Origin of the sequence: Frigoribacterium sp. PvP054, assembly GCF_040547465.1 — a bacterium.
Taxonomy (GTDB): Bacteria; Actinomycetota; Actinomycetes; order Actinomycetales; family Microbacteriaceae; genus Frigoribacterium.
In genome coordinates this window covers 1-12,599 of record NZ_JBEPPU010000019.1, presented here as the reverse complement: position 1 = coordinate 12,599, position 12,599 = coordinate 1, and the positions used below count along the sequence as shown (strand labels likewise).

At 72.0% G+C, this 12,599-nt stretch carries 13 protein-coding genes; 5 read left to right on the top strand and 8 right to left on the bottom strand.

All coding sequences use genetic code 11. The annotated features are described in order from the left end of the window. Positions 1-17: 17 nt before the first annotated feature. The 6 genes from ABID81_RS15120 to ABID81_RS15095 form a co-directional block, all read right to left on the bottom strand. Positions 18-1,118 (bottom strand): phosphate ABC transporter substrate-binding protein PstS, encoded by a 1,101-nt coding sequence (locus tag ABID81_RS15120; RefSeq protein WP_488628248.1) that lies wholly within the window; start codon positions 1,116-1,118, stop codon positions 18-20. A gap of 226 nt (positions 1,119-1,344) precedes the next feature. Continuing rightward, positions 1,345-2,286 (bottom strand): NUDIX hydrolase, encoded by a 942-nt coding sequence (locus ABID81_RS15115; protein ID WP_354595601.1) that lies wholly within the window; start codon positions 2,284-2,286, stop codon positions 1,345-1,347. After that, a complete protein-coding gene (locus ABID81_RS15110; RefSeq protein ID WP_354595600.1) occupies positions 2,283-4,454 on the bottom strand; it encodes an RNA degradosome polyphosphate kinase in 2,172 nt (723 codons plus the stop codon). Before ABID81_RS15110 ends, ABID81_RS15115 begins: the two co-directional genes overlap by 4 nt. 166 nt (positions 4,455-4,620) lie before the next feature. Then, positions 4,621-4,839 carry a hypothetical protein gene (locus ABID81_RS15105; protein WP_123355311.1) on the bottom strand — a complete coding sequence of 73 codons (219 nt, stop codon included), beginning with the start codon at positions 4,837-4,839 and terminating at the stop codon, positions 4,621-4,623. A gap of 205 nt (positions 4,840-5,044) precedes the next feature. After that, on the bottom strand, positions 5,045-5,875 hold the full coding sequence (gene mshD / locus ABID81_RS15100; protein WP_354595599.1) for a mycothiol synthase: 831 nt from the start codon (positions 5,873-5,875) through the stop codon (positions 5,045-5,047). 31 nt (positions 5,876-5,906) lie between these two features. After that, positions 5,907-6,587 (bottom strand): winged helix-turn-helix domain-containing protein, encoded by a 681-nt coding sequence (locus ABID81_RS15095; RefSeq protein ID WP_354595598.1) that lies wholly within the window; start codon positions 6,585-6,587, stop codon positions 5,907-5,909. 113 nt (positions 6,588-6,700) lie between these two features. On the opposite strand from ABID81_RS15095, the gene ABID81_RS15090 reads away from it, so the two are divergent. The 4 genes from ABID81_RS15090 to ABID81_RS15075 all read left to right on the top strand — a co-directional run bounded on the left by ABID81_RS15090 (position 6,701) and on the right by ABID81_RS15075 (position 10,178). Further along, the gene (locus ABID81_RS15090; RefSeq protein ID WP_354595597.1) at positions 6,701-6,991 is read left to right on the top strand and encodes a hypothetical protein; all 291 of its coding nucleotides are present in this window, start codon (positions 6,701-6,703) and stop codon (positions 6,989-6,991) included. Positions 6,992-7,189: 198 nt separating this feature from the next. Beyond that, entirely contained in the window at positions 7,190-7,813 is a 624-nt protein-coding gene (locus ABID81_RS15085; protein ID WP_354595596.1) for a heme-binding beta-barrel domain-containing protein, read from the top strand. Continuing rightward, positions 7,806-9,029: a CAF17-like 4Fe-4S cluster assembly/insertion protein YgfZ gene (gene ygfZ, locus ABID81_RS15080; RefSeq protein ID WP_502915243.1), complete on the top strand. Its 1,224-nt coding sequence runs from the start codon at positions 7,806-7,808 to the stop codon at positions 9,027-9,029. Before ABID81_RS15085 ends, ygfZ begins: the two co-directional genes overlap by 8 nt. 33 nt (positions 9,030-9,062) lie before the next feature. Further along, the gene (locus ABID81_RS15075; protein WP_354595595.1) at positions 9,063-10,178 is read left to right on the top strand and encodes an FUSC family protein; all 1,116 of its coding nucleotides are present in this window, start codon (positions 9,063-9,065) and stop codon (positions 10,176-10,178) included. Between the two features lie 84 nt (positions 10,179-10,262). On the opposite strand, the gene ABID81_RS15070 is transcribed toward ABID81_RS15075, so the two are convergent. Then, positions 10,263-11,039 (bottom strand): class I SAM-dependent methyltransferase, encoded by a 777-nt coding sequence (locus ABID81_RS15070; RefSeq protein WP_354595594.1) that lies wholly within the window; start codon positions 11,037-11,039, stop codon positions 10,263-10,265. Positions 11,040-11,080: 41 nt separating this feature from the next. Between ABID81_RS15070 and ABID81_RS15065 the strand changes: the two genes are divergently transcribed. Continuing rightward, entirely contained in the window at positions 11,081-11,824 is a 744-nt protein-coding gene (locus ABID81_RS15065; RefSeq protein WP_159827656.1) for a phosphoglyceromutase, read from the top strand. A gap of 83 nt (positions 11,825-11,907) precedes the next feature. Here ABID81_RS15065 and ABID81_RS15060 read toward each other — a convergent pair whose 3' ends face one another. Next, entirely contained in the window at positions 11,908-12,441 is a 534-nt protein-coding gene (locus ABID81_RS15060) for a P-loop nucleotide/nucleoside kinase family protein (RefSeq protein WP_354595593.1), read from the bottom strand. Between the last annotated feature and the right edge of the window lie 158 nt (positions 12,442-12,599).

Below are 12,599 nucleotides of genomic sequence, written 5' to 3'. Positions count from 1 at the left end.
CCCGGGGTGGTGCCGTGTTACTTGATGAGAGCGATGGCGTCGGCGACCTGACCCGAGAGCGTGCTCGAGATCGGGGCCGAGCCGGCGGCGTCGGCCGCGACCTTCTGGCCGTCCTCGCTGGTCACGTACGACAGGTACGACTTGACGAGCTCGCCCTTGGCGGCGTCCTCGTACGACTCGCAGGCGATCAGGTAGCTGACCAGGACGATCGGGTAGACGCCGGACGCGGTCGAGGTGCGGTCGAGCGCGATGGCGATGTCGCCGTCGGTGCGGCCCTCTTCTTCGGGCGACTCGTCGACGATGGCGGCGGCGGCGTCGGCCGAGTAGCCGACGAAGTCGTCGCCGACCTTGACCTTGACGGTGCCGAGGTCACCGGCGCGCGAGGCGTCGGCGTAGCCGATGGTGCCGGTGCCGTTGGTGACGGCGTCGATCACGCCGGAGGTGCCCGAGGCGCCCTCGCCGCCGAAGGCGGTCGGCCAGGTGCCGTCGGCCTCTTCGGTCCAGGTGTCGCCCGCGGTGGCGTGCAGGTAGTCGGTGAAGTTCTCGGTGGTGCCCGAGTCGTCCGAGCGGTGGACCGCGGTGATGCCCGTGCTGGGCAGGTCGGCGTCGGGGTTGTCGGCCTTGATCTCGGCGGCGTCCCAGGTGGTGATCTTGCCGCTGAAGATGCCGGCGAGGGTGGCGGGCGTCAGGTCGAGCTCGTCGACGCCGTCGAGGTTGAAGACGACCGCGATGGGCGAGACGTAGGCGGGCAGCTCGACGATGCCGGTGTCGGGCGTGCAGCCGGCGAAGGTGCTCGACGAGATCTCGTCGGTGGTGAACGCACGGTCGGAGCCGGCGAAGTCGGCGGCGCCCGAGATGAAGCTCTCGCGTCCACCACCCGAGCCCTGGGGGTCGTAGTTGACGGTCACGTCGGGGTTGGCGGTCTGGAAACCGGCCACCCAGGCCTCTTGCGCGGCCTGCTGCGACGACGCGCCGATGCCCGAGATGGTGCCGGAGAGGTCGCTGGCCGAGGCGTCGCCGGAGGGCGTGGCGCCGCCTTCGTTGCTGGCGCAGGACGCGAGGAGCATGGTTCCGACCGCGGCGATCGCGACGATGCTGCCGGTGCGCTTGAAGTTCACAGGGGGGTCCTTTTCGGGATGTGATGGCTGGGTGCTGTGGGCCAGGTGCCGACCCGTGCGAGACGCTACGGCGGACGGTTAACCACGGTCGCCTGCCCCGGTGAACGGAAGGTGAACGAGGGGGGAACATCGGCCGGGACACGCGCGTCCCGACGGGTGTCGACCCCCGCCCGTCACGGGCGGGGGTCGACGACCACGGTGTCGGGCGGAGGCCGGGAGGCGCGGGTCAGGCAGCCGGGCCGTGCGTCTCGATCGCGACCAGCTTCGAGTCGTCGACCGAGACGTGCAGCACCGTGAACTCGGCCGTGCCGAGCGACGAGGCACGGCGCAGGTCGATGCGGTCGCCCCCCTTGGTGCCCAGGGAGATCTGCCGGATGACCTCGGGCAGCACGGGCCCGTGGCTGCAGATGACCGCGGCGACCTTCTTCTTGAGGCGCTTCTTGACGACCGCGGCGACGTCGTCGGTGCCCTGCTCGAAGGCGTCCTGGCTGATGGCGTCGGTCTGGCGCACGCCGACGCGGGTCAGGGCCGACAGCGGCTCGAGCGTGGCCAGGCACCGCGCGGCCGTGCTGCTGACGATGCGCGCCGGCGACCACGCGGCGATGACGGGGGCGACCGACCTCGCCTGACGCCGCCCCTGGGGCAGCAGCGGCCGCGTGGCGTCGGAGCCGTGCCAGTCGGACGGCGAGGTCGTCTTCGCGTGCCGGAGGGCGACGATCGGGAAGGTCCGAGCCGTGCCGGTCGAGACCCGGTCGGCGAAGCGTTGCAGCACGTCGGCGTCCCGGGCGTAGGTGAGCATCGCCCCGGCCTTCTCGAGCCCGACCCACTCGATGGCCGCCACCTCGTGGTTGGCCGTGAACGAACCGGCCTCGGCGAAGGCCTCGTCGGTCACCTCGGCCGACCAGTAGTAGACGACCTTGTCGCGGCCACCGGGCAGCAGGTACTCGGCCGTGCCGAGCGGGGCACCGAGCGTGACGCGGTAACCGGTCTCCTCGTGGATCTCGCGTACGGCCGTCTGTGGCGTGGCCTCGCCGGGGTCGACCTTGCCCTTGGGCAGCGAGACGTCGCCGTGGTGGTCGCGGTGGATGAGCAGCACCCGCACCTTGCCGTCGACGAGGCGCCAGCAGACGGCACCGGCGGCGACGACCGTCGTCGAGGTGACGGTCATCGCTTGGAGCGCTTCCGGACGGTGATGGCCTTCATCTGGGCGTTCTGCAGGTCGGTCAGGGGCCGGCCCTCGGCATCGCGGGCGTGGCGCGTCCAGGTGCCGTCGGCCTCGAGCCACCACGACGACGTGTCGTCCGACACGGCCTGGTCGAACAGGGCCGACACCTCGGCCAGGTGGTCGGCCTGCGTGAGGCGCACGAGGGCCTCGACCCGGCGGTCGAGGTTGCGGTGCATCATGTCGGCGCTGCCGATGAACACCTGCGGGTCGCCGTCGTTCGCGAACCAGAACAGTCGGCTGTGCTCGAGGTACCGCCCGAGGATCGACCTCACCCGGATGTTGTCGCTCAGTCCCGGCTCGCCCGGCTTGATCGTGCAGATGCCGCGCACCCAGACGTCGACCGGCACGCCGGCCTGGCTCGCCTTGTAGAGGGCGTCGATGATCTGCTCGTCGACGATCGAGTTGATCTTGATGCGGATGCCCGCCGGGCGGCCGGCCTGCGCGTTCTCGATCTCGTTCTGGATCTGCTTCAGCAGCCCCCGGCGCAGGTAGCGCGGGGCGACGAGCAGGCGCTTGAACTTCTTCTCGATGGCGTAACCCGAGAGCTCGTTGAACAGGCGGGTGAGGTCCTTGCCGACCTGGTCGTCCGAGGTGAAGAGCCCCATGTCTTCGTAGATGCGGCTGGTCTTGGGGTTGTAGTTGCCCGTGCCGATGTGCGTGTAGTGCTTGAGCGTGCCCTTCTCCTGACGGATGACCAGGGCGAGCTTGCAGTGGGTCTTCAGCCCGACCAGGCCGTAGACGACGTGCACGCCGGCCTTCTCGAGCTTGCGGGCCCACGTGATGTTGTTCTGCTCGTCGAAGCGCGCCTTGACCTCGACCAGGGCGAGCACCTGCTTGCCGGACTCGGCCGCGTCGATCAGCGCCTCGATGATGGGCGAGTCGCCGCTGGTGCGGTAGAGCGTCTGCTTGATGGCGAGCACGTTCGGGTCGGCCGCCGCCTGCTCGAGGAACGCCTGGACGCTGGTCGCGAACGACTCGTACGGGTGGTGCACCAGGATGTCTTGTCGGGCGATGCTGGCGAACATGTCGGGCTTCATGTTCGGCTCGGTCGGCTGCAGCTGCACGGCCGTGGTCGGCAGGTGCTTGGGGTACTTGAGGTCGGCGCGCGGCATCTTGGTGATCTCGAACAGGCCGGCCAGGTCGAGCGGCGCCGGCAGCTTGTAGACCTCTTGGTCGGTCACGTCGAGCTCGCGCACCAGCAGTTCGAGGGTGACCGGGTCCATGTCGTCGGTGATCTCGAGGCGGATCGGCGGACCGAAGCGACGACGCAGCAGCTCGCGCTCGAGCGCCTGGATGAGGTTCTCGGACTCGTCCTCGTCGACCTCGACGTCTTCGTTGCGCGTCACGCGGAACACGTGGTGCTCGACGACCTCCATGCCCGGGAACAGGTCTTGCAGGTGGTTCGCGATGAGGTCTTCGAGGGGGATGAACCGCACCCGCCCGCTGTCGTCGTCGGGCAGCTGCACGAAGCGCGGCAGCATCTGCGGCACCTTGAGCCGCGCGAACTCCTGCCGCATCGTCTTGGGGTTGCGCACGCGGATCGAGAGGTTCAGCGACAGGCCCGAGATGTACGGGAACGGGTGGGCCGGGTCGACGGCCAGGGGCATGAGCACCGGGAAGATCTGCTCGGTGAAGATCTCGCGCATGCGCACGCGGTCGGCCTCTTCGAGGTCGGACCAGTTCTCGATGTGGATGCCCGCGTCGTCGAGGTCGGGCTTGACCAGGTCGAGGAACGCCCGGGCGTGGCGCTCTTGCAGCTCGTGGGCCTTCTTGCTGATGTCGGCCAGGACCTCGTTCGGCCCGCGCCCGACGTTCGTCGGCACGGCGAGCCCGGTCGCGATGCGGCGCTTGAGCCCGGCCACGCGCACCATGAAGAACTCGTCGAGGTTGCTGGCGAAGATCGCCAGGAAGTTCGCGCGTTCGAGCAGGGGCGTGGTGGGGTCCTCGGCCAGCTCGAGCACCCGCTGGTTGAACGCCAGCCAGCTCAGCTCGCGGTCGAGGTAGCGCTCGCCGGGCAGCGTGCCGTCCTCGAAGCTGACGATCTCGTCGAAGTCGTCGAGGAAGTCGGGGGTGACGCCGGCACCGTCGACGCGGGGTTCGCTGCTGTCCATCGCACCATCGTGCCACCCCGCGCGGCCTCGCCGCGTCGTCCCGTGGTGAACGCGAGATGACGTGTGGATCCGCGACGCCCGGGGGAGGAGGCGCGGGTGCTGTCACCGGCGCACATGACGACGCCCCCGCCGGTTCGGCGGGGGCGTCGTCAGGTGCTGCCTCGGGCTACTTCTCTTCGTTCTTCAGGGCGAGGCCGAGGGCGAAGAACGTCGGTGCCCAGTGGCCGATGAAGATGCCCCAGCGGTCGGACTGCGCCTTGTCGGACGAGTCCTTGCCCTGCGAGGCCAGCCAGGCCACGAGGGCGATGACGATCGAGGCGAAGCCGCCCCAGTAGGCGTGCTTGCTCTGGAGGCCGAGGTCGGAAAGGAACTTGACGGGGTTCATGGTGTTCTCCTGTCGATGGGGATGCGTGCCGTGCGCGATTGCTCAATCCACTCCCCGGCGCTGTGAGTGGGATGGCAGCTCGGTCCGTGGGCTTGGAGTAGGGCTCGCGGTGGCGGTTCTGTACCCCGGGTCGTACCCCGCGGCCCGGCTAATTCGTCCCCGGCCGGGTCGCCCCGACGCGAGCGGGGCAGCGAGTGACGCCGGGTCAGCGTGACAGCGTGTACTGCACGTCGACCGCGTGGTCGGTGAAGCCCCGCGCCGCGTAGAGCCGCAGGGCGGCCGTGTTGTCGCCCTCGACGTAGAGCGCCGCGGTGTCGGCTCCGCGCTCGGCGAGGCGGGCGAACCCGGCGTCGACCACCGCGCCTCCCAGGCCCTCGCCCTGGTGGTCGGGCGACACGCCCACCGCGTAGAACTCGCCGGGCTGGCCGGCGTCGAGCTTCAGCCAGCAGAAGGCCAGCAGGTCGTCACCACGCCAGAGCAGGACGAAGTCGCCGGCGTCGAACCAGGCCTCGGCCCGGCGGGCGTCGAGGTCGGCCTGCACGAGCGAGCCCTGCTCGGGGTGGTCGGCGAACGCACGGGCGTTCAGGTCGAGCCAGGCCCGGTCGTCGACCCCGGGGCGGAAGGCGGCGACCCGGTCGCCGTCGCGCAACCGCGGCGGGCGGGGCGACGAGGGCACCGGCGCTCGCTGCTGCAGCAGGCGACGCGTCTCGTCGAGGCCGAAGCGAGCCGCGAGCACGCGGGAGCCCGGGTGGTCGCCGTGCGCCCAGAGCAGCAGGGGCCCGTCGGTCTCGTCGACCAGTCGCTGCAGCAGCTCGGCTCCGCGTCCCTGGCGACGGTCGTCGGGGTGCACGACGAGTTCGGCCTCGTCACCGCGCCGCACCGCCGCCGCGTGAGCGTCGCCGACGACGGTGGCGACACCCGACCGCACGTCGACGAGCGTCTGGTCGGAGAACGGCGGGCTGCCGTCGGCCTCGGCGGCCGCGTGGGCGAGCACGGGGACGAAGGAGGCGCCGGTCGCGTCGACCGCGCCCGTCACGACGTCACCGCGCCCGGTCGGGCCGTCGTGCTCACGAGACGACGGCCTGGGCGTCGTCGTCGTAGACGTTGAACCGGTAGCCGACGTTGCGGACGGTGCCGATCAGCGACTCGAGGTCGCCGAGCTTGGCGCGCAGGCGTCGGACGTGGACGTCGACCGTCCGCGTGCCGCCGAAGTAGTCGTAGCCCCAGACCTCGCTGAGCAACTGCTCGCGGGTGAAGACGCGGGACGGGTGGGTGGCGAAGAACCGCAGCAGCTCGAACTCCTTGAAGGTCAGGTCGAGGGGGCGGCCGTGCACCTTGGCCGAGTAGCTGGCCTCGTCGATGACGACGCCGGACGCGTGGATCTTCGAGCCCGTCTGCGACTGCGCGAGGCGTCCGGTGACCAGGCGGATGCGGGCGTCGACCTCCGCGGGCCCCGCGGTCTCGAGGATGACGTCGTCGACGCCCCACTCGTTGTTGACGGCGGTCAGGCCGCCCTCGGTGAGCACGAGGACGAGCGGCACCGTGACGCCCGTGGTACGCAGGATCTTGCAGAGCGACTTGGCGCTGGCCAGGTCGGCCCGGGCGTCGACGAAGATGAGGTCGCTCGAGGGGGCGTTCACCAGTTGCGCGGGTTCGGCGGGGATCTGCCGGGTACGGTGGCTGAGCAGGGCGAGCGACGGCAGCACGTCGGGGCCGCCCGCAGAGGTCAGTACCAAGAGCTGCGCCACACGACCTCCAGTGAATGTACTGTCGAGCAGTCTAAAACATGAGACCCCGCCGCTCCGACCATCCGATGCTAGGGCAGGTCGGCAGAACGGCGGACACGAACGAGGGATGGACCGTGCAGGCAGGCGAACGAGACGTCGACGCGACGACGGCGCGGCTCAAGCCGATCACGGTCGTCCCGGTGTGGGTGGCCTCGCTCGTCGCCGCGGTGCTGATCGGGTTGTTCTCGCCCGCCGCGGAGTACTGGGACCACGTCGTGCTCGCCCTCGGCGGGGCCATCGTGCTGACCTTCGTCCTGCAGCTGGCCACCAGCCAGAAGGACGGCCTCGTGTCGCGCACCATGCTCAGCACCTGCGGCAGCCTGGTGATCCTGGCCGTCGTCACCGGCGTCCTCGCGGTCGTCTGAGCGGACGCCCCGAAGGGCTGGGCACCCCGGTGGTCGCCGGGTAGGCTCGACGTCATGGATTCCCTGCTCGCACTCGAGGTGTTCTACATCGGGCTCCTCGGCCTCGCCACCCTCGCCATCGGCTTCGTCTCGGTCGTCGTCCTCCTCAAGCTGTTCAAGGGGCAGCGTTGACCGACGAGCGACGGCGCTGACCGCTCCATGATCGACATCCCCACCGACCTCCCGTCCGAGCTCGTCCCCCTCTCGTGGCTGATCGGCGTCTGGCAGGGCACCGGCGTCGTCGACTACAAGATCGGCGAGGGCGACCCCGACTCCGTGCCGGGCACCGAACGGCGCACCCACGAGTTCGGGCAACGCATCAGCTTCAGCCACGACGGCCTGCCCTTCCTGAACTACAGCTCGTACACCTGGCTGCTCGACGACGAGCACACCCCCCTGACGAGCGAGACCGGCTACTGGCGACTCGAACGCCCCGCCGAGCCGGGTGACCGGGGCCCGGGCATGCTGCCGGGCGTCGGCGTGCAGCCGTTCACCTCGGCGCGCGCCGTCGAGATCCTGCGGACGCCCGACGACGGCTTCGGCCTCGAGGTGCAGATCGCCCACCCGACCGGCGTCAACGAGCTGTACCTCGGACGGGTGAAGGGGCCCCGCATCGACCTGGCCACCGACGCCGTCGTGCGGTCGAGCAACGCCAAGGAGTACTCGGCGGCCACCCGCATGTACGGCCTCGTCGACGGCAAGCTGTTCTGGGCGTGGGACATCGCGGCCCTCGGGCAAGAACTGCGCTCGCACGCGTCGGGGCAGTTGGCGCGCGTTGACTGACGCGGACGGCCCCACCACCGACGCCGCGCCTCCTGCGGTGTCGCCGTTCTCGGCGCGCGACGGCTTCGTCGACGACGGGTCGGGCGTGGCCGCCCACTACGGCAACCCGCTCGGCGAGCAGCGCCTGCTCGCCCGCGGCGCGGCCGTCGTCGACCTCTCCGACCGCGGCGTGCTCACGGTCTCCGGGCCCGACCGGCTCAGCTGGCTGAACTCGCTGACGAGCCAGGCGCTCGTCGGCCTCGCTCCCGGCGTCTCGACCGAGACCCTGCTGCTCGACGCGAACGGCCGGCTCGAGCACGCCGCGCGCATCGTCGACGACGGCGAGACGGCGTGGCTGCTCGTCGAGCGTTCCGAGGTCGAGCCCCTCGGCACCTGGCTCGACCGGATGCGCTTCATGCTGCGCGTCGAGGTGGCCGACCGCACGGGCGACGTGGCGACGATCGGTTCGATGCACGACCTGCTCGGCGGCACCGACCCGCTCGTCCCGGTCATGACGTCGGGCGACACCCCGCTGGTCTGGGTCGACCCCTGGCGCGAGGTGACGATCGGCGGGCACAGCTACGCCGAGTCCGACCACCACCCCGGTCACGACTGGACCTACCGCGAGAGCCTCGTGCGGCGTTCCGACCTCGACGCGCTCGCGGCCCTGCCCGCCGACCGTCTGGCCGTGGCGGGCACCCTCGCCCTCGAGGCCCTCCGCATCGAGGCCTGGCGTCCGCGCCTGGCGACCGAGGTCGACGAGCGGACCATCCCGCACGAGCTCGACTGGATGCGCAGCGCCGTGCACCTCGCGAAGGGCTGCTACCGCGGCCAAGAGACCGTCGCCAAGGTGCACAACATCGGCCACCCGCCGCGTCGGCTCGTCATGCTGCACCTCGACGGCAGCGACGGCGTGCTGCCCGGGCACGGTGCCGAGGTCGTGCTGGCACCGCCCGCCGGCGGTGCCCCCGAAGCCGAGACGTCAGGAGGCGCGGCCGAGGCCCCCGAGACCCCCGCGCGCAAGCCGGTGGGTCACGTCACGAGCGTCGCCCTGCACCACGAGCTCGGTCCGATCGCGCTCGCACTCGTCAAGCGCGGCACCGACGAGGCGGCGCCGCTCGCGGTCGTCGTCGACGACCTGCTCGTCGCCGCCGCCCAAGAGGTGGTCGTCCCCGCCTCGGCCGGCGCCGCCGCGGGCGTGCCGCGCCTGCCGCGCCTCGGCGCCGTCCGTCGCTGACCGCCCGGTGAGGCAGCGCACCCGGGCCCGGTCGTGACCGGGCCGACGCGCGGCGGCGGGCTGCGACGCGGCTGGCACCGCGCCTCCTCGTCGTTCGACCTGAGGGACGCGACGGCCCGGACGATCGCGTCGGGGCCGGCCGTCGTCCAGATCGTGCTCGCGGTCGCGGGGGCCTACGCCATCACGCACTACGCCCTGGGCCACGCGATCCCGCTGCTGGCCGTGACCATCACCATCTCGTCGCTCGGCCTCGCCCGCGACGCCCGCCCGCGCCGCGTGCTCGAGAACGCGGTCGGCGTGCTGATCGGCATCGCCCTGAGCGAGGTGCTGCTGATGATCGTCGGCAAGGGGCTGTGGCAGATCGCGCTCGTCCTGTTCGTGACGTTGCTGGTCGCGCGGTTCTTCTCGTCGAGCAGTGCGTTCGCCGTCGCGGCCGCGACCCAGTCGATGCTCGTCATGTTGCTGCCCGACCCCGACGGCGGGGCCTTCGTCCGCAGCATCGACGGAGCCGTCGGGGGAGCGGTGGCCCTGCTCGTCACCGCCGTCGTGCCGCGCGACCCCGTCGGGCTCGCCCGGTACGACGCCCGGCGGCTGTTCGACGAGGTCGACCACGCCTTCACCGCGCTCGTCTCGGCGGTGCGCACCGACGACGCTCCGCGCGCCGACGACGCGCTCGGTCGCCTCCGCGGCACGCAGCCGGTGCTCGACGACTGGTCGTCGACCCTCGAGTCGGCGCAGTCCATCGCGCGGCTGTCGCCCTTCCTGCGGTCGCGGCTGCCCGACCTGCGCCAGCAGGCGACGGTGCGGCGTTACGTCGACCTCGCGGTGCGCAACCTCCGGGTGGTCGCGAGGCGCCTCGACACCCAGCTCGGCGACGGCGTCGACCGGTCGGCGCTGGCCGACCTGCTCGACTCGACCGCGCGGGCCGTCGCGGTGCTCGGCCGGTCGGTGCACGACGTCGAGCAGCGGCCCGTCGCCCGCGAGGCCCTGACGGCCGTGGCCCGACGGCTCGACCCGACCGTCGTGCTGCCCGGCGCGCCCGTCACCGAGGCCATCGTCGTGCTGATGATGCGCCCGCTGCTCGTCGACCTGCTGATGGCCACGGGGCTCGACCACGGCGAGGCCCGGGCCCGGCTCGCCCGCGTCTGACGCGTGGTGCCCGCGTCGCTCGGGCGCCTGACGCCTCGCCCGCCCGCCGCGCGCCCGGGCACCCGTCCCGCGGCCGTCCGCGGGTCACGCCCGCGGTGCGACCGCCGCCCAGGGCACCGAGAGCTCGCCGAGCCGCCACCGCGTCCGGCCGCCCTGCACGGGCCAGCCCGCGTCGCGCAGCCCCTGCACCGTCGCGAGCCAGCGTTGCACCGGCCCGTAGACCGAGAGCGGGGCCGCGACGGCCCACTGCCGGTCGAGGTCGACGAGCAGGTCGTGCACGCGTTCTCCCGGCACGTTGCGGTGGATCAAGGCCTTCGGCAGTCGTTCGGCCACGACCGACGGCAGCTCGAGCCCGGCGAGCCGCAGCGAGATCGTGAACGTCGTCGGCCCCCGGGGCGTCACGTCGACCCAGCTCGCCACGCGGCCGACCTCGTTGCAGGTGCCCTCGACGAGCACGCCGCCGGGCTGCAGGCGCCCGGTCATCAGCGCCCACGCGTCGGCCACCTGCGACTCGTCGTACTGGCGCAGCACGTTGAACGCGCGGATCACCGCCGGTCGACGGTCGCCGTCGAGCGGCACCTCGAACCCGCCCCGGCGGAAGCTCACCCCGGGCCGCGCCGACAGGTTCGCGAGCCGCACGCGCTCGGGCTCGATCTCGATGCCGACGACCTCGACGTCGTCGCGGACCCGCAGGAGGCGCTGGTGCAGTTCGAGGGGAGTCGTCGCGCTCGCGCCGTACCCCAGGTCGACGACCAGGGGGTCGTCCGCACGCCGGTAAGACGGGTGGGCGGCGATCCAGCGGTCGACACGGCGCAGGCGGTTGGTGCCGGTCGTGCCGCGCGTGACGGAACCGATGGGCATGCACCGAGTCTGCCATCGGAGCGTCGCGATACGCTGGCGGCATGACTTCGACCCTCATCCTCCTGCGTCACGGCAACAGCGAATGGAACGCGAAGAACCTCTTCACCGGATGGGTCGACGTGCGGCTCACCGAGCAGGGCCGCGCCGAGGCCAAGCGTGCCGGCGAGCTGCTCCGCGAGGCCGACCTGCTGCCCGACATCCTCTACACGTCGCGCCTGACCCGGGCGATCCAGACCGCCGACATCGCCCTCGAAGAGGCCGACCGCCTCTGGATCGACGTCAAGCGCTCGTGGCGCCTCAACGAGCGCCACTACGGTGCGCTGCAGGGCAAGGACAAGGCGCAGACGCTCGAGCAGTACGGCCCCGAGCAGTTCCAGACCTGGCGCCGCTCGTTCGACGTGCCGCCGCCCCCGCTCGACGACGACAGCGAGTTCTCGCAGGCGCACGACAAGCGCTACGCCGAGCTCGGCATCGACGCCCCGCGCACCGAGTCGCTCGCCCTCGTCATCGAGCGCATGCTGCCCTACTGGCACAGTGACATCACCGAGAGCCTGGCCGCCGGCGACGTCACCCTCGTCGTCGCGCACGGCAACTCGCTGCGTGCACTCGTCAAGCACCTCGACGGCATCGGCGACGACGAGATCGCCGAGCTGAACATCCCCACGGGCATCCCGCTCGTCTACGAGCTCGACGACGACTTCGTGCCGACCGGCCCGGCCCGCTACCTCGATCCCGAGGCCGCCGCCGCCGGTGCCGCCGCGGTCGCGAACCAGGGCAAGAAATAGCGCCTCCTGACGATCTGGCGCCCCGCGGCCCGTCCACCGGTCGCGGGGCGCCGTCGTCGGTGCGGGTCGGCACCACGAGGCCGTCAGACGAAACGTGCGCTGATCTGCATCACGAGGTCGTCCATGTCGACGGGGGCACTCGTGTCGACGCGGATGACCGGCCACCCGCCGAGCGGCTCGGCACCGGCGGCCCACGTCGGCCAGGCGGCCCGGGTCGACTCGACCGTGCCGTGCGCCGGGTGCCGGCCGCCGGCCGCGAGCCGGTCGACCACGCGCTGCAGGGCCACCTCGGGGTCGACGTCGCACCACACCTCGACCGTGCGGGGCGATCCGGCGCGTTCGACGCCCGCGCGGGCGTGCTCGAGGTCGCGCTCGCGGTGCCAGAACGAGTCGACCACCACGCCCGCCTCGACCTCGCCCGCCATCGCCCAGACGGCGTCCATCGCGATGCCACCGAGGGCGTGCGGATCGATCATCGGCCCGGCCAGGTCGACCAGCGCCTCCTTGACGGGGTCTTTCGCGAGCAGCGGGCAGCCGAGCACGCCGGCGAGCGTGGCCGAGAGGGTGGTCTTGCCCGATCCGGGCAGACCGTTGACGAGGATCGCGACTGATGCCATGCGTCCATCCTCGCGGACCGCGGGGCCGCGACCGGACGCAGGAGGCGGGGGGGGGGGGGGGCCCCGCGGGCCCCGCCCCCCCCCCCCCCCGGGGGGGCGCCCGGGGGGGGGGGGCGCCCCGCGCCGCGGCCGGGCCGGGGCGGATGAGTGGAGAAGCG